The sequence below is a fragment of the Mucilaginibacter sp. P5_A4 genome (assembly GCF_056400605.1).
In genome coordinates this window covers 393,229-419,752 of the sequence record NZ_JBFUKX010000001.1, presented here as the reverse complement: position 1 = coordinate 419,752, position 26,524 = coordinate 393,229, and the positions used below count along the sequence as shown (strand labels likewise).

Genomic DNA, 26,524 nt, shown 5'->3' with positions numbered 1-26,524 from the left:
ATTGGCAAAAAATGCGGCTCTATCTTAAGTTAAGATACCAGCTCCAGTTGATTAAGGTATCCTGAAATTATTGCCAATTCATCTTCAGTCAGTTCGGTGTCCAATGCACGGGCGTTTTCAATAGCCTGTTCGCTATTCCTGGCTCCTACCAGGGCAATTGTAATCCCGGGCTGTTGCAAGGTCCATAAAATAACCAGCTGACTTAGTTTAATTTGCTTTTCTGCAGCAATTGGCTTTATCAGGTTCAGGAAATCATCCGTTCTCTGTATATTTTCATCTTTAAAAAAAGATACTTCTTTTCTGTGATCTCCGCTGGCAAACTGGTATCCTGGTTTTATTTTACCGGTCAAAAGCCCGCGCTCCAATGGGCTATAAGCTAAAATAGATTTTTGATTGCGCAGGCAGTAAGGCACCAATTCATCTTCAATGGCACGTTTAACCATGCTATACGGCACCTGGTTTGATGCAAGGTTGATATACTTTTCGGCTTCGGCCATTTGGGCGGCGTTGTAATTGCAAACCCCGGCATAACGCACTTTTCCCTGTTCAATTAACCTCTCAACGGCTTCCATACTTTCAGAAATTGGGGTAGTTGTATCAGGCCAATGAATCTGGTACAGGTCTATATAATCAGTACCTAATCTTTTTAAGCTTTCTTCACATTCTTTAATAATGCTTTCCTTCCCGGCATACTTGTAAATGTCGATATCATCTCCGTTATTCTTTTTACTATGGAAGGCAAAATCTCCCTTTTTAAGATCCCAGCGCATGCCATATTTTGTTAACAGCTGGAAACTTTCACGAGGTAAGCCTTTGATTGCTTCCCCAACAATATCTTCGCTTGCGCCCTGCCCATAAATGGGTGCTGTATCAATAGAGGTAACACCAAGTGAATACGATGCCCTGATTGCATCAATAGCTTCCTTACGCTCGGTACCTCCCCACATCCATCCACCGGCAGCCCATGCACCAAAAGTTACTTCAGAAAGCCATAGGTCTGTGTTTGCTAACTTGCGGTATTTCATAATTGTTCTTTATTTAAATTTATTTTTCATTTTGTGTGTACAATAAAATCATTTAGATTTTCGTACTTAGTAGATATATATAACAAGATCTCAAAGGAACAATAAATGACGTTTTGTTTCAATATCTTATCAAGTAATTAGCTCCTAATTAAAAAGTTAGCATGTCAGGAAGAAAACTTAGTTCGACCAATTTTTATAATCAATCATTCCTGGAAGAGAAATGTGCGCTAAATGAACTTATCAATTTATTAAGTAAAAGGTGGATGACCGAGGTGCTTTTCAGTATAGAGGAGGGCAACTCGCGTTTTACCGCTTTAAAGGAAGATTTAGAGCACATCAGCGATCATATACTTGCCGACAGGCTAAAGTTTTTGGAACAACACGAGCTCATACACAAAAGCTATATCCCGGCAAATCCGCCAAAAACCGAATATACACTGGCCCCAAAAGGAGCAGAACTTAGTTCGCTGCTGGGCGGCTTATGTGATTTTGCCGAAAATAAAATGCATTTTAGCAATCCCTTGCTGTAAACAGCTAATTGATTTATTAGCTGCCCTGTTTTCTTTCATCATACCCAATAAACTTACTTTTGCCGGTATAATTACCTTAATTGCGGCAGCTTGTTTAATTTAACAAGCTATATTATAAATCATGACCGATTACAAAGTTGAGGCTGCAAAAGCAGCTATGGAATTTATACAGGCAGGACAAACCATTGGCTTAGGAGCCGGCACAACGGTTTCACACTTAATAAATCTGATATGCCAGAAAAAAGACCTGGCCGACTCGCTTATTTTTACCTCATCATCTTTCAAAACAACAACTGCATTGTTGGACAATGGGTTGAGGGTACAATCCCCGTCACTATTAAAGCACGTAGATATATACTTTGATGGCTGCGATCAGTTCGACACGGAACTTAATGCCCTAAAAAGCGGGGGCGGGATCCATACCACCGAAAAGATATTGGCTTCAATGGCTGATGAATTTATTTTAATTGGAGATGAAGGGAAGTTTGCAAACAAACTTGATAATACTTATCCTGTTGTAGTTGAAATATTACCCCAGGCTTTACAGGTGGTTCTTCACCGTTTGAAATTGGCTTATCCCGGCGTAATTGTAAAATTACGTATGAGTAACCAAAAAGATGGCGCGGTTATATCAGAAAATGGCAATTTGCTGGCTGATATACATTTTGCAACGCTTATAGAACCAAAAAAAATGAACACGCAGCTAAAGTTAATTCCGGGAGTTGTTGATCATTCACTGTTTTATAGAATGGCGACCAAATCTATAATTGCCGGAAAACTGGGAATAAGTATAATTACTCCTGTTTATTTATAGTCAGAAATAGGAATAAATTGTCAATCCTGGGAGGCGTACGCCTGCAGACGCAGCATTTTATCTACCCGTACAATTTTATACCCTTTTGATTGGGCAAATTCAATAAACCGGGGCAGCATAGCAACGGTATTTTTACTGGTATCATGAAACAGGAATATAGCTCCCGGCTTGATTGCAGCACTAACTTTTTCAAGCAGCTTATCGGCATCTTTACTCATGGTGTCGTAAGAGCGTACATTCCAGCCAATGGGGGAATATCCGCCTTTAACTATCGCGTTTTTCAAATTAGGATTCATCACGCCAAAAGGCGGGCGAAATAGCTTTGGCTTTTTGCCGATAACCCGGTATAGATCACTGTCCATCTGCTGCATCTCTGCTAACATCCGTTTTGCCGGGAACATATCAAACAGCACAGCATGCGTAAAACTATGGTTACCTATAATGTGACCTTCGGCATCCAACTGTTTAATGATCGCTTCATTACCCGCCATCCGGCTACCAATGCAGAAAAAAGCTGCTTCAACGTTAGCATTCTTCAAAATCTGTAAAACCTCGGGTGTCCCCTCCGCAACCGGACCATCATCAAAAGTAATTGCTATTACCTTTTCGGTAGTTTTTGCTGAGCAGTACATCGGCATAAAAAAACCGGAGCTTACAAAATAACAGCCGTAAGCGACAATGAGCGCATAAATAAAGATGATGGCAACATACACCAGCCAGCTTACACCATATATTTTATCAGCCCAAATGGTTAAAGCCAGCAGGACAATCAATGCAATATTGGTGTTTTTGAATGTTAGCACGCCGATAGCAACATTAGGGAATGATAGCTGTTTTGGTAGTGGTTGTAAATGAGCGCCTTTTTTACCGGAGCCGTGTGCTCTGCTCCCGGTACGCTATTTGTTTGGATGATTTGGGCGGCATACCACAAAGCAAACGCCGAAGATGTTGGATACTCACCACACAAATGCTTGTAGTTGATAACCGTGTTTTTATTAAACAGGGTTTCACCTAAATGATTGTAAACCGCATCATTTTTAACATCCCAGTTTTTGCCGGTTATAATGACGTCGATATCATCGATACTGATATTTTGTGCCGATAAAAAAGCCGTTACCTGTTGTTCAATTGCTGTAAAGCTGCCTGGTTTATAAAAGGTAGCTATAGCATCCAGCTTCGCAAGATCATTTCCTGAAGCCTGATTCGTGAGCAGGAAAAATGTGGAACCCTCGCCGGCAATGGTCCCTTTTGAGGTTGATTTGTATAGATCAAGATTATTAACCGGGCCTTGTTTATACAGGCCAAACCGGCTTAATATCCCGTGGCTGATATCCGTAATTTCGTCAATACCCCCAACAAGTACATTGTTTGCCTCGCCCTCCTGCAACAGCATTTGCGCATCTAACAGCGAACACTCAAAAGATGAACCGCCGTTTACAAAAGTATTATTATACTCGTGGCAGTGTAGCAGCAGCGCTACCTGCGCGCCAATGGTATTATGGGTTGATTGTATGAACGATGTAGGCGTAAGCAGCTCTTCTTCCCGCTCAACCATTTTGCTCAGGAACACGCCGGTATCTTCCAGGCAGCCATAAGCGGTGCCGGTAATGATGGCATCCGGCGAGGTTAGTCCGGCCGCCTTTAAACAAGCCATGGCTGATGCAACCCCCATTTTAATCACCCGGCTCATGCGGCGGATGAGTTTGGGATCGATGAGCTCTTTGTAATCGGGTGTAATGCAGCTTAAGCGGTTACCCTCATAAGCAACAACCTCGGTCAGGAACGGTACGTTTCCGAATGTTTTTTGGGGCGATATATTTCCTGTTGCACGTATATACATATCAATCCTGCAATTTTGAAAATATCAACGATGAACAATTACCGCCAAAGCCAAAGGAGTTGGACAGCACATGCTTTAAATCCGGCTGTTTACTATAGCTGGTTTCGGGTGCAAAAGGCAGATCGGCTATCCGGGTTTCAAAGCGCAGGTTTGGATAGATCAATCCCCGCTGAACCGATAAGGCCGAAAATACCGCCTCGATACCCGCGCATGCGCCCAGCGTATGCCCTGTGAACGATTTGGTAGAGCTCATTTTAGGGTAATGCGGCTCAAATAGTCGTTTTATGGCTGTCCCTTCAGAGTTATCGTTGTTTTGTGTGCCGGTACCATGCAGGTTAATGTAGCCGATATCCCGGGGTTTTAAACCGCTCATTTTTAAGGCGCCCTGCATGGCCATAAATGAGCCCGTTCCGTCGGGTGATGAAGCCGTTTGGTGGTAGGCGTCGTTGGCATTACAATAGCCGCTTAGCGTCCCGTACAGATCCGTTTGAAGCCTGGCCGCAACCCGTTCAGATACCAAAGTGATGTATCCCGCACCCTCCCCAAGGTTCAATCCCCTCCTGTTGGCATCAAAGGGCTGGCAATATTGATTATCGAGTATCATGAGGGTGTTAAAACCGTTCAGCGTGAAACGGGTAAGGGCATCAGTGCCGCCGGCAATAACCACATCCAGTATATTATTTTTGATGAGCCTTGCGCCATACATAATGGCGTTTGCCGATGATGAGCATGCTGTACTAATGGTGCTCACGTAATTTTTTACTCCCAGCTCATCGGCCACCAGTTCGGTAACTTTGCCGCATTCGTGGTTAACTACATTCCTTAAGCTGCCGGCTTGGGGGTTGGCCATAAACTGAACAAAAAAATCTTCGGTTTTATCCATGCCGCCCACGGTATTGGCCGATATAAAACCTGTACGTAAGGACGCAAAATTTTCAATCCTCGCATTAGCCAATGCTTCCTTTGCGGCTATCAAACTCAGCATAGCGGTGCGGCTCATACCCGGGTCAAAGCCCGAAAGTTTTGCCAGCTCATTATTGCTTAGTTTAACCTCGGCGACCGGGAAATCATCTTTGTGAGCAGTCTCCAGGTACCGGATTTTTCCGATACCTGCCTGGCTGTTTTGGAGCGCGCTGAGGCATTCGGGGGTATTGTTGCCAATGCCCGAAATTACGCCTACGCCCGCTACAAAAACAGTTTTACTCATTTTATGCTCCCAATATCTTCGCCGGTTTTTTCTGTATCCGACAGGTAAATTTTGTTTAAGTTTTCTGCAGTGAACGGTACCGATGTATCGCTTTCCCGTTTCTCTACCAGGTACAAAACGGCCTTGTAATCTTCCTTCAGCAGGTCGACCCAGCCGCAGATGCATGCCTGCAATATATTATTATTTAGCAAATATGCTACGTACTGCGCTATAAACGCAGCATCAAAAGTTTCAAAAACAAAGAAAGCGTTCTCGCCTTTAAACTTGTTTTTTATGCTGATCTCGCCGATAACAATATTAGGCAAAGTATAAACAAACAGCGCCGGACTGGCAACAGTTTTAGCCCCTTCATAATATTTAATATCGGCATCCAGGCTGGAGTTGGCATTGCTTAATACAATACCGGTTTCGTTTTCCCTATACAGCCCATCGATTGGTTTATCTTTCAATAAAACTTCGGCAGCCAGCAAACCCATTTTCGACAGGTTATCCATTTTGTAAAACTTAGGATATTTTACCTCCAAAAACTGGTAAACCGAAAGCAGGAAAGCAGCAACGTCCGTTTCCTTGTTTTCAAACAAAGGCTTGCCATTGCTGTAAACAACATTATGGCTGATTGCGCAATGAGAAGTGATATGTTGGCTCGCTATCAATATTTGTTGCTATTTATTTTATTGCTTTCAGCTTTACGCATTTTGCTTTCGGCTTTTATTTAGTAAGTACAATTGCCGCGTTGCATCCCCCAAAACCCGATGCCGTTTTAAGGCAGTTGGTTAAAGGCAAATATTGCAATTGGGCGGCAATATTAATGGGCTGGCTTACCCCCGGTTGACTAAACCCCTTTGTGGGGATAATTACATTGTGTTTTAAAGAGTGGGCAGCTATAATGGTTTCAATAATACCCGATGCGCCTAAGGTATGCCCGTAATATCCTTTTAAACTATTAACCGGGATAGCCTGCATCCCCGCCAGGTTTATTGCCTTTGCTTCCATCTCGTCGTTATAAAGGGTTGCGGTGCCGTGGGCCGATATAAAATCGATGGCATCAGCCTCAACGCCGGCACTTTTTAAAGCGGCTTCTATCGCGTAAAAAAGTTCTTCCCCGGTTTTTGATGGGCCGGAAATATGGTTGGCATCATTGCTGATAGAACCACCCGCCAGCTTTATGCCGTTGGCATATCTGGCGTTTGACGACAGGATAACCGTACCCGCGCCTTCGCCTAAGTTAATACCATTGCGCAGGGCATCAAATGGCTTGCAGGGTTCGGGACTTACGGCCTGGAACGATTGAAAGCCCGACAGCACGAACCTCGTAATCACATCGGCACCTACAACAACAGCGTTTTCATACTGGCCGGTCTGCAATAAACGCAAACCTGTAATGAGCGCTACGAGGCCCGAGATACAGGCATGCGAAACAATCAATGGCTGATTTACAAAGCCCAAACTATCGGCAACTAATTTTGCCGAAGTGGTGAGCGCAATGCGGTGGTTTAGTTCCGGGTCATCGGCAGCTGTTTCCAGCATGCTGATATTGCCCTTGGTGGTGGAGATGATGAATACCGTTTTTTTATCAGCACTGTCAACCCCGCTGTCTTTTAAAGCATCGGCAACCGAGGCGATAAGCAGTTGCTCAAATTTTGTATAATTATTTTCGCCTTTTATAAACCGGTGGTCGTCATCAAATAAGGCAGCATAGAAAGGCACATCCGACCTGTGGCCACCTGCATGTTGTTTAACGCCCGAAATATTTTGGGTTAGCCTTTCAAAGTTTTCGGCAGCAGTATCGCCAACCGGCGACAGGATATTATCGGCAACAATAAAAACAGGTTTCATCACTTTATTTGAACAGTTCCTCTCATCAACTTGTTTTTATTGCCAAAAGTTATAATAGTTATACCATTGCTCGGGGTACTTTTTCACGTACTTTTCCATCTCGCCTACAAAATCGCCCGTCATTTGCTCCATCCCCGCTTCTTTGCCCAAATGTAAATATTCCTTTATTGTGCTGGCATAAAAATGATAATGAAACCTGGTTTCCTTCATGGCAAACACATAAGCTACCGGCACTTTAAATTTAGCTGCCAAAACAAACGGACCCAAGGGAAATTTAGCATCCCGCCCCAGGAAATTTTTGGTGATGGTTTTATTGCCTTCCAGGTACCTGTCGGCATGCATGCATACCAGTTCGTTATGCTGAAAAGCTTCGTTTATTTTGAAGATGTGCGAAAGGTCGTTTTTAATCACAATGATGTTAACGCTGTATTTGCCGGTCACCTTTTCCATAAAGGCTTTTATCTGCTGGTCTTCGCCATCATACATCACAATGTTAATGCGGGTATCAATAGTACTAAGCAGGTTGCCGGCAATTTCCCAGCTGCCTATATGGGCGCTTAACAGCAAACCGCCTTTACCCATACCGGCTATTTCATCCAGGTTATGCCTGCCATCAAACTCAAAGGTGAACTTATTGGGGATGCCCGACATTACAACCACCTTATCAATAATGCTTTGGCCAAAAATGTAATAGTTTTGATAAACCTTAAACAAGGTTTTTATGCGCGAATACCCCAGCCGACTGTGGAAATAGTAATAGATACTTTTTGACGACCGGTACGAAAAAACAACATAGTAAAAGGAAACAAACCTTAAAAGGAAGTAAGCAGGGCTAACACCCGCCAGTTTTAAGATAGCCAGAAAAATGGAATACCCCCAGGGTTTCCCTTTAGATTTTCCTTTCCAGGACGACATTTAAACAAGCTCCTTTGGCTGTACTTTAATGGCTACGTAATCGTAAAAATCCTGGAAGGTAACAATAGCGGCAAAATCCTCGGGCTGCACTTTAAACGAAAAATTGGTTTCAATTACCACTACAAGGTCAATATAGTCCAGGCTATCAAGGCCCAGGGTATCTTTTAAAACCGCGCCGGGGGTAATTGTATCTATATCTACCTCAAATTCTTCAGACAGGAAAGAATTTATTTTCGCAATAATCTCTTCAGTTCGCATGGTATTGTTTAAATTAATTAAGCCGGCAATGGGTTAACACGCAATTCCACATTTAGGAAAAAAATAATAACACCTGATTAATAAAATTAATCCCCGAAAATACAAAATATTAAAAACATTCAGTCATATTTTGTGTATGCGCGCTTTTATTGTTTAAATAATTTACAGTTAAATTAGTATTATTGAGAGGAGGGGCTGGGGAGTCGGTCGTTGGATGTGGATGGTTTGCTTAGCAGGATTGTCCAACCTAACGTGTGTACACAAGTAAGTATGCGCCGTAGGTGCTACCTGTTTGTAGCAATTTTGAACAAAAAACAATTTTGCTCCGTAGGTGCAACCCCCAACCGACAAGGTAAATAGCATTGCTGTGAAGGGTAGCCTCTCCGAGGCAAAGGTTAATGGTAATGCTTTTTCTACAAACAGGTAGCACCTAACGGTGCAGGCTGCTTTTTATTTGTTTGCACACGGGCAATCACTGTTTTCCAATTTGTGGGTTGCGTTACTGCCATTGTGATCATTTTCGTGACATCACGAAAATGATCTGGTATGCTGGATTCGGTGTTTTTACAAGTTAACCTCAATAAACCTCTTTCGTGTTTTTTATTAGTTCGATAAACTCCAATAGCTCCATTTTACTATCCGCTGCCTCATGGGAATGTCTCACGTTTTCAAACTCATGCCAGGTGGGGTCAATTTCAGGGTCGAAAGTTTCCCGCAGATCGGGCAAATGCCAGTGGTTGTGGTAAAACCAGGTTTGGTCAATCAGTTTGGATTGGATGAGGGTAGAAAGTTCTGCCAGGCTAATATTGCCGGGGTTGGCGAAGGTTACCGAGCCATACTTTTTATAGTTACCGGCATCGCGATACAGGTAATTGAATTGGATGTTTGCCATACGGCAATTTAGGGGGATGGATTGGGTTGGGCAATCGGAGATAAGTGAACTTTAGCCGATAGCCAACTTTCCACTTTCCTTCCAGATGTATGCCGGCATTGGCTCATTTAATTTCCATTCGATGTTCATAGGCTTTGAACCGCTTGATTTGATGTAATTGGCTTCGCCTAAAAATACGTAGGGCATGGTAAAACCGAACTCATCATCATTTTGCTCGCGGACGAATAACAAAATCCTTTTATTCTGCGTATTGTGATTGATGTAGGATAGGCCCTTAGCCGATTCTGGCGCTGTAGCATTTTGAGATTGCCAATGGAACAAATATTCGTTGATGGCATAATCATCATATAAGGTAGACGGTGAATATTCCTTCTCCGATTTTTTGAGTGTGACAAATAACGACTCCACATTCAGCTCCTTATTAGCAGCGACACCTTCCCGGTTGGATGATGCTTTATCAAATTTGTGCAGACCGATTGCAACTAATATTTCGCTTCGGTTATATCGACTGTGAACTTTTAACGGTAGCGGGAAATCCAGATCCATGTCTTTTTCGATAAAGTCGACTTTCGAAATCAGGTAATTAATCACCTCCAATAGGTCGGATATCAAGACTGGATTTTTCGAAAGCTGTTTGATACTATCTTTTAGCAATTTAAACCCTAACTGCGGACCAGCCTTTTGCCAAACATCATAGTGAAACATCAAAAGCATCAGGTTCTGCTCTTCATTTAAAGCACTTATATCAAAATTATTTTGAATTAGCGCACGTAAAAATTTCAGATAGCTGATCGAATTACATCTTAACAGTCTTTTTATACAACCTGTTATTTCGGTTTCATTCGGTTCGATGAAATTTTCAATTACTCCAGCTTCAACACAAAGTCTTTTCCAATTATCTTTTTTATAGATCAATTGGGGTTCGATATGTTGAAACTCAATGAAGTTTTGCAATGTTAATTTTAGCGTTGACTGATGTTTAAAGTTTTGTATTTTAATGATCAGCTGTCTTCTGTTAAATCCAATTGCAGCCCTAATGTTTCTCAGGATCACTTCTTTGGCTTTCCTTTCTAATACGATGGAACAACCTAAGGGCAAATGTGGAAACTCGTCTTCAATCTCTTTAATTATTGAAGTTTGGGTTTTACCTATTAAGGCTCTAAACTTGTGTTCAAAGTCGTACTCTGGTCGGGCATTGCCCACAAAGTCCAAAACAGTTAAGCAGTCTTTGTTTGGTGCAAGACGCAGGCCACGCCCCAATTGTTGTAGAAATATCGTAAGGCTTTCAGTTGGCCTCAAAAACAACACCGTATCGATTTCGGGAATATCGACACCCTCATTAAAAATGTCGCGTACAAATAAGTAGTTGATTTCTTTATTGCTTAATCGTTCCCTGATCTCTGCTCTATTTGTTGAGTTTTCGCTGGTTAAATAATCAGCCTTTAAGCCTGCCAAAGTGAACTTTTCGGCCATGTATCGCGCATGGTCCATACTTACACAAAAGCCCAGTGCCCTTACGTCATGTACATCTGTGAGGTACTTATCGCAATTATTTATAATGTCGTTAAGTCGCCTGTCATCCTCAGTATAAAGTTTTGTTAACTCATTAATTTCATACCTGCCGTTTTTCCAGGATAGTTTTGATAAATCAACATTATCCGATAAGGCAAAGTATTGAAACGGTGATAGCAACTTTCTGTTGAGTGCCTCTGGCAATCGGATTTCGGCAGCAATTACACCGCAAAAATCTTTTAAAATATCTTCACCATCGCTCCGCTCTGGCGTAGCTGTTAAGCCTAACAAAACCTTAGGCGTAAATTGAGCAAGGATAGGGCGATAGCTTGATGCCGCTATATGGTGTACTTCATCAATGATGATAAAATCATAAAAGTTAGGAGATAGCGAAAGTTTACTGATTTGATTGGCCAAGGTTAGCACCGAAGCAAATACAAATTCATAATTGTCGGGTTCTTGCCCATCAACCCAAAGTTCGCCGAAGTTTGCATTTTTTAATACATGCCGAAATGTTTGTTGGGCTTGCTCCAATATTTCCTTACGATGAGCAACAAATAAAAGCCTTGCCCGTGGATTGTTGTTTTTAAAGTCCCGATAATCAAAAGAAGATATGACCGTTTTGCCCGTTCCGGTAGCAGCCACAACCAAATTCTTTAATCGGCTGTGCACAATTCTTTCCGATTGTAATTTCTCTAAAATTTCTTCCTGATAAGGAAACGGCTTTAAATCAAAAAAGCTGGTTATGCTTTGCTTATCATATGAACTTTGTTGTTTTAAAGCAGCGGTAAGTTTCTGCTTGTCTTTACCAAATTCATAGTGTTCAAAATCCTTATCCACCCAATAGGTTTCAAAGGTCTTTTTAAACTTATCAATAATGTGGTTGATCTCTTTGGATGTTACTTTCAAATTCCACTCCAACCCATTGGTTAAGGCTGATCTTGAAATGTTGGAAGACCCTATATATCCAGTAGTAAATCCTGTATTTCTTAAAAACAAATAGGCCTTGGCGTGCAGGCGTTCATGATCCGAATTATAGGAGACTTTAATTTCTGTGTTTTTTAAATTGGACAGAAACTCAATCGCTTTTACATCTGTTGCACCCATATAGGAGGTGGTGATGATCCTTAACCTTTTTCCACTATTTGTAAACTCTTCTAATTCCTCTTTGAAAATCCTAATACCCGAATATTTGATAAAGGATACCAGCCAGCAAATTTCATCGGATGAAAGAATTTCTTTTTTGATCTCGCTTTCCAACGAAATACCAACATTGTTACCCGTAAATAATTCGCTTTGACTTAGTCTGGTATAAGGCGTGATCTCCTTAATCCGATTATTAAAATCGGCAAAAGGAGCATCCAATTTGGAGAAAACGGCATCTAATATTTTTCCCTCATTATCAATCAGGTTATCCGAAAGGCTGATACCCGGCAATTCATCAATTAATAGTTGAATAATTTTATTGGAAAGTTCAATTTGCTTAAGCGTTTTATCATCGTCCTTAATTTCATTTAAGGCGAATTTTATGGTTTCGGATAAATACAGACTTAAATACCTTGCAGCTTCTTCCTTATCCAGTTGGGTACTTTTAATAAAGAAAGAATCAGTGCTCAACAGCCCTAACTTATTGGCTATAAGCTTATTGATCAATTGCTCGTATAAGCCTAATTCAACTGTTGGCATTTTAAAGGTTTAAGTAATATTTTAAAATGGGCACATCAGCATCTGCCCAATCCAAAGCTAACAATTCATTTGTATGCAGCCACCGATATTGAGCATGTTCCTTTAATATTATTTCACCACTAATGTGCTCGCAAATAAAAGGGATGAGTTCAATTGTTATTTTAGGATAGATATGGGTATTAGGTGGTAGGGCTTTTATAATTTTAATTTCAACATGCAGTTCTTCTTTAATTTCCCTGATCAAGCAATCTTCGGGTGTTTCATTGGGTTCTATTTTACCACCGGGAAACTCCCATTTTAAAGGCAGACTCATTATTTGGCTACGTTGGGCGGCCAGAATGCGGGATTGGGGGTCTATTATAAGAGCGCAGGTTACTTTAATCACTGATTTTATCTTCTACCTCGAAAAATACGTGTTTACATTGGGCATTTATACATTCGCTTATGGATAGTTGGAGCATAGTATGCAAAAAGTTGGATACTATATCTGTTCTCGCTCCGCAGATGGGGCAGGTTGTTGGTTGGTCGGTGGTGAGGTAGAAGTGGGACATTTTCTTAAAAGCTGTTTTTTGAAATTAAGTAAATCCGCACACATAACAAATGCCAATTATGCCAATTGCTCTTTGCTTATTTTTCCGATCTGGACATTTAGTGTCAGGAAGTCGAAAAAATTCCAGGCATCTGTAATTTGTTGGTTTACGATGTGGGTTATTGATGTGCCGCAAAATTTAACCGGGGCATTGGTTGGTTTATAATTAGCGGTAAAGGTGCAAATTGTGGTTACGTAGTCGCCGTCAACAAATACCTCGTCGACATTGATATGTATATTATCATAATTTGCATTAAAAAAGCGGTACACTTCTTTAAATCCTTCGGAGCCAATAACGGGTTCCTCGCCCAATCCTAATGCGCGGCATTCGGGGTGGAACATTTCGTCGATAAGGCCTTCGTTGCTGTTGTTCCAAACTTCGTTATACCAACGATGCATGAACGCTGTGTTTTCTTCTTTTAACGACATATCGGTTTTAGGTTTTAGTATACTAAGATATGATTTTCTAGTAACAAGTAGTTAGTATCAAGTAGCAAGACGAAGGATTTTTGGATGAGGGATTTTTGGACAAAGGACAAAGGACTTTTGCTTGGTTGCTTTGTATAACGGAGGGGTGCTTCGCACCTACTTATGGCGTGTTTGGTTCAGGCCAGGCAGTCGGCTCTGTATGCTGGCAACGACTCACCCCGGCTATGCTTCGCTGGCCGACCCTCTCTTCACCTGCGGTGGAAAGAGGGTTAAGGCCGTTTTTTCCTGTTTTCAATCCCCTCTATGCGCGAAGCGGAGAGAGGGGTGACAAGCGCAGCGATGTCGGGGTGAGTCGACTATCCGCCATGCAAAAACGTCATTCCCTCTTCAGAGTCCCCGGATTTTACCACCCATATGACATCGTGGAGGTGCGCCAATAAATGGAGGCAACGCACCAATAACCAACCCACCGATGACCAATAACTATTGACTATTAACCAACAACGCAGCATACCTGTCATCCGCAAAGGTATTTCCCTGGTTTACGTCGCCGGTTTCGTAGCCTTTTTTAAACCAGTATACGCGTTGGGCGCTGGTGCCGTGGGTGAAGCTGTCGGGTTCTACACGGCCCTGGGTTTGCTGTTGCAGGCGGTCGTCGCCGATGGCGTTGGCGGCGTTGAGGGCTTCTTCGATGTCGCCGGGGTCGAGCACTTTTTTCATGCTTTGTTCGTAGTGGGCCCATACGCCGGCGTAAAAGTCGGCCTGGAGTTCGAGTTTTACCGAGAGTTTGTTGTATTCGCTTTCGCTCAGGCGGTTGCGGGCGCGGTCGACTTTGGCGGTAACACCCAGCAGGTTTTGTACATGATGACCCACCTCATGCGCTATAACGTAGGCCTGGGCAAAGTCGCCGGCGGCACCGAAGCGATTTTTCAGTTCGTCGTAAAAAGAAAGGTCGATATATACCCTGGCATCTTCCGGGCAATAAAACGGACCGCTTGCCGAGCTGGCATTGCCACAACCCGATTGTACACCATCGCGGAAAAGCCTCAACCGGGGCTTTTCGTAGGTTTTGCCCATATCAGTAAAAAGTTTGGTCCAGATGTCTTCGGTATCGGCCAGCACTACGGCAACAAATTTGCCGGCGCTATCGGTAGGGTGGGTACCGTCCACCTGTTCGGTTTGGGGCTGACTGTTGCTGCCAACCTGGTTAAGCAGTTTGGAGGGATCAACCCCGGTAAAAAAATAAATTGCTGCCGCTATAAGGCCAATAATACCGCCGCCCACCGCAAAACCGCGACCACCGCCACCGCTGCGGCCATCCTCTACGTTATCGCTTTCGCGCCTGCCAAACCATTGCATAGTGTTGTTATTTTGTTTTTATTAACGTTTATTGGGAATGTAATGTTTGAGGGGGGGGAGGTTATTGCATGGTCAAAAACCGACAACAACCCCGTCATTGCGAGGTACGAAGCAATCCCAAACTGTACAGAGCAGTTATTGGGGTGCTAAATTACTTTGTGGTAATGGAATAACATCGGCCCGCTCAGTTGCCGCGGGAGGGCTGTTACTTTTGTCGCCACAAAAGTAACCAAAAAGGCTGTCAGCAGAAATGCTTCTTTGCGCTCGGGGCCTTTGCCCTGCAAAACGGGCAAAACCTGGGCTGGAATTATTTTGCCCTGGCCCGCATATCCTCTCCCATGCAAAAACTTCCTATGCCCTGCAGCCGCACAGGCCCGCATTGTTTTGCCCGTTTTCGCCCGAAGCTGTTCTGCTGACACTTTGGGGAAAATGAAAGTTTTTGGATTCCTAATAAATAAGTAAAAAGCCCGTCATTGCGAGGAGGTTGTGATACCCGTACATGTTTACTATTTTTTGCAGCCTGGCTGGTGGGTGCCCGGCGGTCTATAAAAAAAGAAACGCCCTACCTAATAATAGGCAGAACGTTTAGCCAGTCAAAACTCTTCGGAAGTTGTTGGGCTTTTACTTTATCTCAAAAACCGCGCTAATTTGTAGGCTGATCTTGATTTTCTTGAAGTCGATGTCGGATTCGGGTTTATCTGCCACGGCAGATTTAAACGCCATGGTGTTGTATTGGCGTGGCTGTGGAAAGCTGCTATTGTCGCTTTCAGCTATATTAAGCACGTCGCCCAGCTTGTTGCCTAAGCCTGCCAGCAGGAACGAAGCTTTGTCGCGGGCCGAAAGCAGGGCTTTTAATTTCAGCTCGTTTTTTAATTCGTTGATCTTTGAATAATCGTAGCTGTCAATATTGGTCGACTGTATACCTTTTGGGTCAACTTTGGATACAATTTGGTTAAACTTGTTCAGGTCGCGGATGCGCAGGCCATATTGTTTGCCCGCCAAAAAGTCGGGTGCTTTTTTCTTTTGGAAGGTATTGTTCCAGGCAGATACGTTGTTCACTGTAAAATCGGCGGCAGGAATACCGGCATCTTTAACGGCTTTTTCGAGCTGGGCTTCGAGGTCAGAGATCTGGATGTGTTTTTTACCATCCATATATTCCTGCAGCGAAATGGTAACGTTGATGATATCGGGGGTAACTTCCTGCTCGGCAGTGCCGGTAACTTCTATTTTGCGGCGCAGATCAACAGTCTGCGCAAAGGCCGAATAAGTAAATGTTAGCAGGGTTGCAAGGATAAATAGCTTCTTCATGTGTGATGTTATATATTTTGTGTGTTATGACTTAGGTAACGTGCCAATGGTTTAATGTGTAACAGGTAAGGTGAATTATTTATTGGGCTGTGTGTCTATGGAAGGAAAAAGGTGGAGGTTTGTTTGAAAAAATTTCATCTTTTAGAATAGATCGTCATTGCGAGGTACGAAGCAATCCCCGACTTATAGGGTTGCTTTGCAAATCCGATCTGTATAGTTTGGGATTGCTTCGTACCTCGCAATGACGGTGGGTGATTTATATTTCCTTCGCATCCCCGCTGCCAATCCAACCTTCATTGCCATTAGCCAATCGTATTTTTACCCATTTGCTGTTGCTTTCAAGAATATTAACTTTTGTGCCTTCGTGCAGTACAAAAACTACTTTGGATGAATCTACAGGTGCGCTTTTTACGGTTACAGATGGGGTAAAAATAATGGCCTCGTGATGGGCCTCAAAATAACGGGCCTGCCTGCCGGCTATAAAAACGGCACCCATCCCCAGGATTAACAATACTATAGCCGAATAGAAAGATGCTTTTTTTATGCCCACAGAACCTGTAAAACGATAAAGGATCAACAAACCCGATGCCGCCAGGAACAGCAACACACTCAGCACTGCCAGCGTATCCGCGGGGAAAGCCAGGATAAAGCCATGCCACCATTTACTGATAAAAAACTCGCCAGGCTCTTCAATTTTATCTGCGGTTTTTGAATTGGCAAATTGAATATTAACCCGAATATCCTCATCGCCGGGGGAGAGCTTGCGCGCTTTTTCATAGTAAAGCAAAGCGGGGGCAATATCGCCGGTTTTGTAATAAGCGTTCCCTAAGTTAAAATACAGGGCGGATGAATGGTAGCCATCGTCCACCATTTTTTGGTAGGCAGCCGCGGCATCCTTGTATTTTGACTTTTGATACAGATCGTTCCCTTTTTTGAACAAAGCGGTAGCATCACCATTACTAAAAGCCAGTAATGGCGATATAATGAGCAGCAACAGGTAGATACAACGCTTCAGCATGTTATATTTTTTCTTCAATGTTATTGATCATGTTTTTTGCCCTATCAAACATCTGCTGTTCTGATATGCCCGAAACCGGCGCGTAGCGGGCCATATCGCACAGGTCTAATGTCTCCAGCAATTCGTTGATAGTCGGTTCATCTAACGACCGGGCTTTTAACTCGGTGGCAATCTTTTCACGGTTAAGGTTGGCAGCGGCAATGTTCAGCTTATCGCCCAGATAACCATACAGGCCCCTGAACACATTTTCGTAAAAGGCTGTTTTATTATTTGCCGATAATTGCGCCTTGGCGCTGGCCAGATGCTTGGCGGCAATTTTACCGGCCTTGCGGCTTTTTACCTTAACCACATCGCTGTTGGCTACTTCGTACCATTTGCCGTAAACCAAAGCCCCCGCAAACAATAGCGGACCAAACATCAACAGGAAGTAATATAATGGCGAACCATAAAAACCATCTTTATTTTGGGCAATCTCACCGGCATCGGTTTTTATATAGCGGATATCCTTATTCAGCAGTTTAACATCCTGTTTATCAGAATCGCCTAACGAAGTTACGTTATTTTCGGTAGCACCCCTGGCAACCTTTATCGGGAAGCCCTTGGTTTGTACGCTTACATATTTACCTGCCGACAGGTCAAAGTACGAGAATTTGATCGGGTCGATATTAAAGCTGCCGCCATGCCTGGGTATCAGCAGGTAATTATAAACGCGGGTACCCGATTCGCCGTTTTCATTATCGGTAATGGTATCGGTTACCTTGGGGTCATATTTTTCAAAATCAGCCGGGAACTCGGGGGCCATCGGCTTCAAAAGCTTCAGGTTTCCCTTGCCGCTTACCGTGATCTTGTAGTTAAGCGGTTCGTTTGCCTTAAGCTCTTTTTTATCTACCGATGTATTGATAGAAAACCTGCCTACCGCACCGCTGAAACCAGCGGGTTTACCGGCTTCGGGAAGTGGTTTTACATGGATAACCGCCGGGATACTTTTAATTTTGTATTTAGCATCATTATAGCTGCCGCCGCCAAAAAAGGCATCAAAGGGATCGGCAGATTGCACAGCCTCCCGCACAATAAAATTCATGATCATCGGGTCGATGGTGATATTACCCGCATGCTCGGGGAAAAGAATGTTCTGCTTGATCTCGGTAACATTATATTTTAGCCCCTTTATGGTTTCTATTCGCCAGTGAACATTGTTGGGGTCTTGATTTTTAATTTCCTGGCTGTAAAAACCATTCAGGTCCGACATTTTTTCCAGTTCGTTACCTACCAGCGCCACGCGCGTATACAGGCGGTAGCTTAGGGTAAGCTGCTCGCCTATGTAAGCGTTGGTTTTACTTACATCGGCCCTGATGAACAGGTCTTTGTTAATATCCCTTGACCGCCCCGATGTAATACTTTGAACCTGTCCTCCCCGTTGTTGTTGCTGAGCCGCTGCCGCCTGCTGTGCCGAAGCTGCAGTTGTGCCCTTAACTACCTTTATTTTTATGGGTTGGGTGCTCAATGTTTTGCCGTTAACAACTATTGTTGCCGGCCCAATGGTGTAAGTGCCCGGCTTAACGGCAACCAGGTCAAAACTGTAAGCCATGCTTGTGGATGAAGCACCGTTAATAATGCTCATGCTTTGGGACACATTGGGTCCCGATACCACCAAAAAGCCGCTAAAGCCTGGTGCGGTAAACTTATCACCGTTTCCATTTAAGCTAAAGGTAACCTCAAACTGCTCTGTTGTGCCCACTTCGGTTTTACTAACCGATGCGGTGAATTTTACATCGGCAGCAAAAAGCACACCGGTACAAAACAGCAGGAGGAACGATATGTAATACTTTAACTTCATGTGTTATAAATATAGGGCTTACCAGTCTTTGGAGATTTTTACCCTTGCCCCTTTCAGCTTTTTATTTTTCAGCTTATCCTGCGTTTGCTTTTCATCATTGTTCAGGGCTTCCAGCATCCGCTCGGCATCATCTTTTGATACGTTATTGGGCTGCGGCTGGTTTTGCTGATCCTGGTCCTTTTTATCTTGATCTTTCTTATCCTTATCTTGATTTTTCTTGTCTTTATCCTGATCTTTTTTGTCCTTATCTTTGTTTTTATCGTCCTTGTTCTTATCGTCGTTATTCTTTTTGTCCTTGTCTTTGTTCTTATCGTTTTTGTTATTCTTGTCCTGCTTCTTTTTATCGTCCTGCTGTTTTTTCAGCATTTTTTGGGCGTACGCCAGGTTATACCGGGTTTGGTTATCGGTCGGGTTATTCAGCAACGATTTTTTATAGGCGGCAATACTTTCTTCAAGCTTTTTCTTCTCCAGCAGGGAATTTCCTAAATTATGGTAGGCATTGGCCAAAACCTGTTTATTGTTTGATGTAGTTGCAATCTTATTAAATTGCTGCTGGGCCTCATCAAATTTCTTTTGTTTGTACAGGGCATCGCCCAGGTTAAAGTTACCCTCAACCGTTTTATCGGTTTTTCCGACAGATTTACGGTAGTTCTCTTCGGCTTCTTTATAATTCTTTTCCAGGTAAAGCTCGTTACCTTTTTTAATGTACTTTTTCTCCTGCTGGGCAAAAAGGAATGAAGCCTGCAGTACCAATAATACAACGATGATCAATTGCTTCATGACTTTTTTACTTCAAATAATTTTATCCCGCTCAGCCGCATGTTTTTACGGTTTGATATAAAAAACTCTATCAGCAGCAATACAAATGCGATGGCCAGGAAAAACTGAAACCTGTCTTCAAAATCCTTAAATGACTTGGTATCCAAAGTTTTACGCTGCATTTTGTTGATCTGGTCCATCACAATGCCCAGCCCGCTGTTGGTATTATTAGCCCTCACGTAAACACCGCCGCCTGCTGCAGATATCTCCTTACCCATATCCTCGTTTAACTTACTTATCACCTGCTGGCCAACACTATCGGTATGGAAACCTGCCGGGCGACCATTTTCATAAATGGGGATAGGAGCGCCTTCCTGCGAGCCAACGCCAACCACATGTACAGATACATCCCGGTTTTTGGCGTTTGAGGCTGCTTCTACCGCGTTATCTTCATGGTTTTCACCATCGGTAATAATGATCATGGCCTTGCCTGTTCCGTTCTTAAAATCAAACGATTGCATGCCCAAATCTATTGCCGCACCTATTGCCGTGCCTTGTGTGGGCACCATATCGGTGTTGATGGTATTGAGGAATAGCTTTGCTGCCGAGTAATCTGTTGTGATGGGCAGCTGCACATAGGCCTGCCCTGCAAACACGATGATACCAATACGATCGTTATGTAAACGGTCAACCAACTGGGCAATAGCCCGCTTGGCATTCTCCAGGCGATTAGGCGCAAGGTCCTGTGCAAGCATACTGTTGGATACATCAAGCAGGATCATCAGGTCGGCACCTTTGCGTTTTACCTCCTCGGTTTTTGAACCTATCTGTGGGTCGGCAGTGCCTACTATCAATATCGCGTAAGCAACCAAAAAGAATATAAACTTCCACCACGGTCTCGACATAGAAACCTGTGGCATCATTAACTTCACCACATTTTTATCCCCAAGCGATGAGATGGCTTTCTTTTTCCAGATGCTCACCGTTAAAAACAGGATGATGAACACCGGTATAATAACCAATCCCCATAAAAATTCTATATGTGCAAAACGTAGCATCTATTAAGTTAAAGCCCCTTTAAACAGGGTGTTTTTTAATACAAATTCAAGCGATAATAAAACCAGCGCAATAATGGCCCATGGCAAAAACATTTCTGTTTTTTTGCGGTACTGGGTAACATCAATCTTAGCTTTCTCAAGCTTATCTATCTGTGTGTAAATATTCTTAAGTGTTTCGTTATTAGTGGCCCTGAAATATTTGCCGCCGGTAATACTGGCAATTTTTGATAGTGTACCTTCATCAATAACTACCGGCATGCGCTGGTACTGTACCCCCATAGGCGTTTGTACCGGGTATGGCGCAAAGCCATTGGTCCCCAAACCTACTGTATACACTCGTACCTTAAATTGCCTGGCAATTTCTGCAGCGGTTATGGGCGGTATCGAACCGGAGTTGTTGGAACCATCGGTGAGCAATATCACTACCTTACTTTTGGCTTCGCTGCCACGCAGGCGGTTCACGGCAGTTGCCAGCCCCATACCGATGGCAGTGCCATCGGTGATCATCCCGTTTTTGATATCGCTGTACATATTAATAAGCACACTATGGTCAATAGTGAGCGGGCATTGTGTAAAGCTTTCACCACTAAAAACCACCAAACCAATGCGGTCATCAGGGCGGCCTTTTATAAAATCAATGGCTATCTCTTTGCCGGCCTCCAGGCGGTTAGGCTTAAAATCCTCCGCCAGCATACTACCCGAGATATCTGAGGCGATGATGATATCAATCCCCTCAGTGGTGCTGTTTTGCCAGCTTAATGAGGACTGAGGCCTTGCCAGTGCTACAACCAACGCAGCCATAGCTAATGAGCGCAGCACAATTGCATAATGCCTGAACTTTGGCAGCATGCTTTTTTTAATTATTGTAAATCCCTTTATGGCAGGCACACCCAGGCTACCCTGCAGTTGCTTTTGTTTCCAGATGTACCAGCCAACCATAAGCGGTATGCTGATAAGTAACCAGAAAAATCCGGGATGGGCAAATTCTATTCCGTTAAACCAGCTCATTTGTTCCCCTCTTCTTTAGCTGTTTGTGGCTGATATACCTGCTGTGTTTTGTTTACAAAACCGATTGCATTTTCTAGGCTTTGCTCATTTTCAAAAGGCAGTGGTTTTTCTTTGGCGAATTTCACCAAATCGGCAAGGATAAGCGTCTGGCGCAGCGTATTCCGGTTCTCATCGGCAATATCCATAAACCTCAAACTTGCAAAAATCTCCTCGGATGTTTGTTCGTGCGCTGTTATGGCATACCTGTTCTCCAGGTATTCGCGAATCACCTCGCTCAGTTCAATATAAAACTGCTTTACCTGTTGTTCCTGTTGCCATTGCTTTTTATCGCGCAGCGCATTAAGTTTTTGCAAGGCTATAATATGGGCCGGTACCTTAGGTTTCGGCGGCTCAATAACTACCACCTTTTGGGGCCTTGTTTTAAGGTAATAAATAATGCCGGCTATAATTAAAATAACAAGTAGTCCGCCAACAACCCATGGCCAGTTATCGCGCAGCCAATCCATAAATGAATATTTTATAGCAAGCGGCTGTTTAATATCATAAAAAGCTTTGGTGGTATCTACGGCTACCGGCTGCACCATTAAGGTAAGCGGCTGAGTAAAAGCCGGCCCTGCGGTAGTTTTAAATGCATATGATGGTATTACATACGCACCACTATCAAAACCGGTAATGGTATAACTTTTATGGATAGTTTCTAAGCTTACATCGTTTTTATCAAACAGGGTGTCTGTTTTGCTGCTCACAATCTGCACCTTCCCGGCAATAGAATCTGCCAGCACTGGGAATTCCACCTTATCCTTCACATGGAATTTGATACTCAGGTGTAGTTGAGTTTGCTCGCCAATTAGTATGGTGGCCCTGTCCAGCTTTGCTCCCGCCTGTGGGGCCTGGGCAAAAGCGTTGTAAAAAGTACCTGTAAGCAATAGTACCAGGGAATATTTAAAAAACTTGATCATCTCCGGCCTTCCCGCTTTTTAAATAGTGTCATTAATGGTTTTACGTATGATTCATGAGTGCCGATGCTGGTAAAATCAACACCAGATTTTTTAAATGTATCCTTCAACATGCCATTCCTTCTTAGTCCATCGGCCTTAAAGGCATTGCGCACATGCGCATCGGCTGTATTTACCCAAAGCAGTTCGCCTGTTTCCTCATCCTTCATCGGGATAAGGCCGAGGTTCGGAAACTCTTCCTCATGTTTATCATACAGCCTTAACGCAATAATATCGTGCTTTTTGTTGGCTATCTTCAGCTCATCCTCAAAACCGGGGCTGATAAAGTCTGAAAGAATAAATGCTGTACATTTCTTTTTGATAACGCTGGTAAAATATTTCAAAGCCACAGCAACGTTAGTACCTTTATTCTCCGGCTTAAAATCTATCAGCTCCCTGATGATCATCAGGATATGGGTACGTCCCTTTTTGGGTGGGATGAACTTTTCTATCTTATCGCTAAAAAATATCACCCCTACTTTATCATTATTTTGGATGGCCGAAAAGGCAAGCACCGCGCAAAGTTCTGTAGCCAGGTCCTGCTTTTGCTGGTTTTGGGTCCCAAAGTTTTCCGATCCGCTCACATCCATCAGCAGCATAACGGTAAGCTCGCGCTCCTCGTCGAACACCTTTACATAGGGATGGTTAAAACGGGCGGTAACGTTCCAGTCGATGGTACGGATCTCATCGCCAAGCTGGTACTCGCGCACTTCGCTAAAGGCCATACCCCGCCCCTTGAAAGCCGAATGATATTCGCCCGAAAATAAGTGGTTACTTAACCCACGGGTTTTTATCTCAATCTTCCTTACCTTTTTTAGCAGTTCTTTGGTATCCTTAGCCATTAACCCCTCCTAAATCCTCTCCTAAAGGAGAAGACTTTTATTTGTAATTTTTTAAAATCAAAAAAGTGTCATTTCGAATGATAGTGAGAAATCTTATACACCCCGCGTCAGGCTGTGCAGATCGGACCTTGCCCTCATGCCCTCCGCTGGCTCATCAAAATGGCAACGGCGTTTAACGAGGGCAAAATGCCTTACGGTACCTCTACAGCGTTCAATATCCCCGTAATAATATTTTCGCTGGTGATATTCTCCGCCTCTGCCTCGTAACTTAAACCTATACGGTGGCGTAACACGTCATGGCAAATAGCACGCACATCCTCCGGGATCACATAACCGCGGCGCTTGATGAAGGCATAAGCCTTGGCAGCCAAAGCCAGGTTGATACTCGCTCTTGGCGATGCGCCAAAAGTGATGAGGTTTTTATAATGCGCCAGTTTAAACTGCTCGGGGAAACGGGTAGCGAAAACAATATCGATGATGTATTGCTCAATCTTCTCGTCCATATAAACCTCGCGAACGATCTTACGTGCTCGAACGATTTCTTCGGGCTTAATGATCGGTGAAGGTTTCAGCATACCGCCGGGTAATATGTTGGCGCGGATAATTTTCTTTTCTTCTTCCTTATCCGGGTAAGTAATCACCACTTTCAACATAAAACGGTCAACCTGCGCCTCCGGCAGCGGGTAGGTACCTTCCTGTTCAATAGGGTTTTGGGTTGCCAGCACCAAAAATGGATTTGGCAGCGGGAAGGTGTTATCCCCAATGGTTACCTGGCGTTCTTGCATGGCCTCTAACAATGCGCTCTGCACTTTGGCAGGTGCACGGTTGATCTCATCGGCAAGAATGAAGTTGGAGAACAACGGACCTTTACGAACAATGAACTCTTCCTTTTTCTGGTTATAGATCATGGTACCAACCAAATCGGCAGGTAACAAATCGGGAGTAAACTGGATCCGGCTATAATCAGCCTGGATAGCTTTGGCCAGCGTATTGATGGCTAAGGTTTTTGCCAGTCCCGGTACACCTTCCAGCAGGATATGCCCATCGGCTAATAAACCGATCAGCAAACGTTCAACCATATATTTTTGCCCAATGATCACTTTATCCATCTCCATTTTAAGCAGATCGATAAAGGCACTTTCCTTTTGTATCATTTCGTTCAGCGCCCTGATATCGGTTGAATACGATGTGCTACCGGTAACAGCGCCCGATGAAACATTTTCGGTATTAATATTTAATTCTTCCATGAACCCTTTTTTATTTCGAGAGCAAACTTAAACACACAAACTTTTTTCTTCTAAAAAAATTCCACCTTTAAATGTTAAATTTTGTTAAATCTTTTAGTGTTAGCTGTAAATATAGGGTTTTATTGGCGGCGGGGAGGAATTTGGCGCGGGTTGGGAGGTTCGAGTTGCGGGTTGCGGGATGCGTGGAACGAGGTGCGGGGCATATCTCCTTCGCCATATATTGTCGTTTGCAATAAGCATCGCCCGCAATAACAAATCCCCGAACCTCGCAACCCGCAACCCGAACCCCTTTTTTTACCTGCAGGTAACTCTTACATTACAACCAAAATAAAATGTATATTTAGTTTTGTATCAGTATAATCCATATGTGTAAAAAACTCCCGTTGCTATTAGCCGCAACCTTGTGTTTCTCTGCCTTTGCTTATGGTCAAAATAAATACAAAATCATTCCCTTGCCAAATGCAATCAGCGGAGTTGGCGAAGAGTATTCGGGCATGTGTAACTACGGCAACCGTGTATACCTGCTGCCACAATATGGCGACCATAAAACCCTGGTAAAAAAGGATAATTTAAAAGGCGAATTTTTGATCTATAGTCTGCTTACCGATAGCATTAGTCGCGTGGTTGATGGCAAGGATAGTGCATTATCAGCCTATAAAACCCTGAAGGTGATAAACCTTGATAAACTGCCGGAGAATGTGGTCGGTAAATACGAGGGCTTTGAGGCGATAAGCATTGTAAACAATACCGTATTTTTATCTATCGAGACTGATGATAAATATGAAAATTGCTACCTGCTGAAAGCCAGGCTCGATACCGTTAACAACCAGGTAATTGTTGATCCGCTGCACATCGTCAACCTAAAACGACCGGAACTTATTTACAACGCAGGCTTTGAGGCTGTTACCTGGCTGCCCCAGGAAAAAAAGTTGCTTGCTTATTACGAATATAACGGGATGCCAGCCGGCGGGCAGGGCTATTTAATTGATACCTCGTTTGCCAAAAAGCCGGAAGCTATTAAGGCCGCTCAGCTATATTTCAGGGTAACGGATATTACCCCTGGTGCTAAAGATGCAATTTATGGTATCAACTACTTCTGGAACGGCGATTATAAATATTACCTGGATAACGATAAGCTTAAACACCAGGAAGAGAATATAAAAAACACGATCCCCAATCTTCGTGATAGTTTGATTAAAGATACCGGGTATTTACAATCATCTAAAACCACTTATGCCCGGATTGTGAGGCTTAAAAACCGAAAGGACAGCAAATGGGAGCAGGTGGCCACCTTCCCCGGATATAAGAATAATTGGGAAGGGTTAACACTGTATCGTAAAGGCGTTTTGATTATTACCGATGCCAATGGAAGTAAGAAACAAAACACAGTTTTGGCTTACGTGGAGTTTTAATCATTAATACAACATTGTAATCGGGGCAAAACATTAAGCCGCTGCGTGTTTGCGTAGCGGCTTAATGTTTGTTTATATAGTGAGGGGCTTTTTTTAGCCAGCGCTTTTTTTACTTCGGCAGCGGCTTGCAACAGGGCGGCTTTTGTGA

At 43.3% G+C, this 26,524-nt stretch carries 26 protein-coding genes; 3 read left to right on the top strand and 23 right to left on the bottom strand.

The window, feature by feature from the left end; genetic code table 11:
• Window positions 1–29: 29 nt before the first annotated feature.
• Window positions 30–1,025, bottom strand: coding sequence for an aldo/keto reductase (locus AC1DQW_RS01790; RefSeq protein ID WP_477402572.1), 996 nt, complete (start codon window positions 1,023–1,025; stop codon window positions 30–32).
• A gap of 161 nt (window positions 1,026–1,186) precedes the next feature.
• On the opposite strand from AC1DQW_RS01790, the gene AC1DQW_RS01785 reads away from it, so the two are divergent.
• Window positions 1,187–1,555: a winged helix-turn-helix transcriptional regulator gene (locus tag AC1DQW_RS01785; protein ID WP_477402571.1), complete on the top strand. Its 369-nt coding sequence runs from the start codon at window positions 1,187–1,189 to the stop codon at window positions 1,553–1,555.
• A gap of 121 nt (window positions 1,556–1,676) precedes the next feature.
• The gene (gene rpiA / locus AC1DQW_RS01780) at window positions 1,677–2,369 is read left to right on the top strand and encodes a ribose 5-phosphate isomerase A (RefSeq protein WP_477452554.1); all 693 of its coding nucleotides are present in this window, start codon (window positions 1,677–1,679) and stop codon (window positions 2,367–2,369) included.
• Between the two features lie 20 nt (window positions 2,370–2,389).
• Here the strand turns inward: rpiA and AC1DQW_RS01775 are convergent, their stop codons facing one another.
• The 22 genes from AC1DQW_RS01775 to AC1DQW_RS01670 all read right to left on the bottom strand — a co-directional run bounded on the left by AC1DQW_RS01775 (window position 2,390) and on the right by AC1DQW_RS01670 (window position 24,964).
• Window positions 2,390–3,172, bottom strand: coding sequence for a polysaccharide deacetylase family protein (locus AC1DQW_RS01775; protein ID WP_477452553.1), 783 nt, complete (start codon window positions 3,170–3,172; stop codon window positions 2,390–2,392).
• Window positions 3,166–4,209 carry a beta-ketoacyl synthase chain length factor gene (locus AC1DQW_RS01770; protein WP_477452552.1) on the bottom strand — a complete coding sequence of 348 codons (1,044 nt, stop codon included), beginning with the start codon at window positions 4,207–4,209 and terminating at the stop codon, window positions 3,166–3,168. The genes AC1DQW_RS01775 and AC1DQW_RS01770 overlap by 7 nt, the downstream gene beginning before the upstream one ends.
• Before the next feature lies 1 nt (window position 4,210).
• The gene (locus AC1DQW_RS01765; RefSeq protein WP_477452551.1) at window positions 4,211–5,416 is read right to left on the bottom strand and encodes a beta-ketoacyl-[acyl-carrier-protein] synthase family protein; all 1,206 of its coding nucleotides are present in this window, start codon (window positions 5,414–5,416) and stop codon (window positions 4,211–4,213) included.
• Window positions 5,413–6,069 carry a hypothetical protein gene (locus AC1DQW_RS01760; protein WP_477452550.1) on the bottom strand — a complete coding sequence of 219 codons (657 nt, stop codon included), beginning with the start codon at window positions 6,067–6,069 and terminating at the stop codon, window positions 5,413–5,415. Before AC1DQW_RS01760 ends, AC1DQW_RS01765 begins: the two co-directional genes overlap by 4 nt.
• 55 nt (window positions 6,070–6,124) lie before the next feature.
• Window positions 6,125–7,252 (bottom strand): beta-ketoacyl synthase N-terminal-like domain-containing protein, encoded by a 1,128-nt coding sequence (locus tag AC1DQW_RS01755; RefSeq protein WP_477452549.1) that lies wholly within the window; start codon window positions 7,250–7,252, stop codon window positions 6,125–6,127.
• A 36-nt stretch (window positions 7,253–7,288) separates the two neighbouring features.
• Window positions 7,289–8,167, bottom strand: a complete 879-nt coding sequence (locus tag AC1DQW_RS01750; protein WP_477452548.1) for an LpxL/LpxP family acyltransferase — start codon at window positions 8,165–8,167, stop codon at window positions 7,289–7,291.
• On the bottom strand, window positions 8,168–8,425 hold the full coding sequence (locus tag AC1DQW_RS01745; protein ID WP_477452547.1) for an acyl carrier protein: 258 nt from the start codon (window positions 8,423–8,425) through the stop codon (window positions 8,168–8,170).
• A gap of 577 nt (window positions 8,426–9,002) precedes the next feature.
• Window positions 9,003–9,317 carry a hypothetical protein gene (locus AC1DQW_RS01740; RefSeq protein ID WP_477452546.1) on the bottom strand — a complete coding sequence of 105 codons (315 nt, stop codon included), beginning with the start codon at window positions 9,315–9,317 and terminating at the stop codon, window positions 9,003–9,005.
• Window positions 9,318–9,368: 51 nt separating this feature from the next.
• Entirely contained in the window at window positions 9,369–12,515 is a 3,147-nt protein-coding gene (locus AC1DQW_RS01735) for a DEAD/DEAH box helicase (protein WP_477452545.1), read from the bottom strand.
• Window position 12,516: 1 nt separating this feature from the next.
• Window positions 12,517–12,900, bottom strand: coding sequence for a (deoxy)nucleoside triphosphate pyrophosphohydrolase (locus tag AC1DQW_RS01730; protein WP_477452544.1), 384 nt, complete (start codon window positions 12,898–12,900; stop codon window positions 12,517–12,519).
• Window positions 12,901–13,122: 222 nt separating this feature from the next.
• Entirely contained in the window at window positions 13,123–13,533 is a 411-nt protein-coding gene (locus AC1DQW_RS01725) for an ester cyclase (protein WP_477452543.1), read from the bottom strand.
• Window positions 13,534–14,016: 483 nt separating this feature from the next.
• Window positions 14,017–14,892 carry a KPN_02809 family neutral zinc metallopeptidase gene (ypfJ, locus tag AC1DQW_RS01720; protein WP_477452542.1) on the bottom strand — a complete coding sequence of 292 codons (876 nt, stop codon included), beginning with the start codon at window positions 14,890–14,892 and terminating at the stop codon, window positions 14,017–14,019.
• Window positions 14,893–15,038: 146 nt separating this feature from the next.
• Window positions 15,039–15,311: a hypothetical protein gene (locus tag AC1DQW_RS01715; protein WP_477452541.1), complete on the bottom strand. Its 273-nt coding sequence runs from the start codon at window positions 15,309–15,311 to the stop codon at window positions 15,039–15,041.
• A gap of 202 nt (window positions 15,312–15,513) precedes the next feature.
• Window positions 15,514–16,200 (bottom strand): SIMPL domain-containing protein, encoded by a 687-nt coding sequence (locus AC1DQW_RS01710; RefSeq protein ID WP_477452540.1) that lies wholly within the window; start codon window positions 16,198–16,200, stop codon window positions 15,514–15,516.
• A gap of 256 nt (window positions 16,201–16,456) precedes the next feature.
• A complete protein-coding gene (locus tag AC1DQW_RS01705; protein ID WP_477452539.1) occupies window positions 16,457–17,218 on the bottom strand; it encodes a tetratricopeptide repeat protein in 762 nt (253 codons plus the stop codon).
• Window position 17,219: 1 nt separating this feature from the next.
• A complete protein-coding gene (locus tag AC1DQW_RS01700) occupies window positions 17,220–19,055 on the bottom strand; it encodes a BatD family protein (protein WP_477452538.1) in 1,836 nt (611 codons plus the stop codon).
• Window positions 19,056–19,073: 18 nt separating this feature from the next.
• Window positions 19,074–19,835: a tetratricopeptide repeat protein gene (locus tag AC1DQW_RS01695; protein ID WP_477452537.1), complete on the bottom strand. Its 762-nt coding sequence runs from the start codon at window positions 19,833–19,835 to the stop codon at window positions 19,074–19,076.
• Entirely contained in the window at window positions 19,832–20,872 is a 1,041-nt protein-coding gene (locus tag AC1DQW_RS01690) for a vWA domain-containing protein (protein ID WP_477452536.1), read from the bottom strand. Before AC1DQW_RS01690 ends, AC1DQW_RS01695 begins: the two co-directional genes overlap by 4 nt.
• A gap of 3 nt (window positions 20,873–20,875) precedes the next feature.
• A complete protein-coding gene (locus tag AC1DQW_RS01685) occupies window positions 20,876–21,880 on the bottom strand; it encodes a vWA domain-containing protein (protein ID WP_477417469.1) in 1,005 nt (334 codons plus the stop codon).
• Entirely contained in the window at window positions 21,877–22,839 is a 963-nt protein-coding gene (locus AC1DQW_RS01680) for a hypothetical protein (protein WP_477452535.1), read from the bottom strand. The genes AC1DQW_RS01685 and AC1DQW_RS01680 overlap by 4 nt, the downstream gene beginning before the upstream one ends.
• The gene (locus AC1DQW_RS01675) at window positions 22,836–23,717 is read right to left on the bottom strand and encodes a DUF58 domain-containing protein (RefSeq protein WP_477417473.1); all 882 of its coding nucleotides are present in this window, start codon (window positions 23,715–23,717) and stop codon (window positions 22,836–22,838) included. The genes AC1DQW_RS01680 and AC1DQW_RS01675 overlap by 4 nt, the downstream gene beginning before the upstream one ends.
• 191 nt (window positions 23,718–23,908) lie before the next feature.
• Window positions 23,909–24,964 (bottom strand): AAA family ATPase, encoded by a 1,056-nt coding sequence (locus AC1DQW_RS01670; RefSeq protein WP_477401711.1) that lies wholly within the window; start codon window positions 24,962–24,964, stop codon window positions 23,909–23,911.
• 365 nt (window positions 24,965–25,329) lie between these two features.
• On the opposite strand from AC1DQW_RS01670, the gene AC1DQW_RS01665 reads away from it, so the two are divergent.
• Complete coding sequence (locus AC1DQW_RS01665) at window positions 25,330–26,376, top strand: hypothetical protein (RefSeq protein WP_477452534.1); 1,047 nt, start codon at window positions 25,330–25,332, stop codon at window positions 26,374–26,376.
• Window positions 26,377–26,524: the final 148 nt, after the last annotated feature.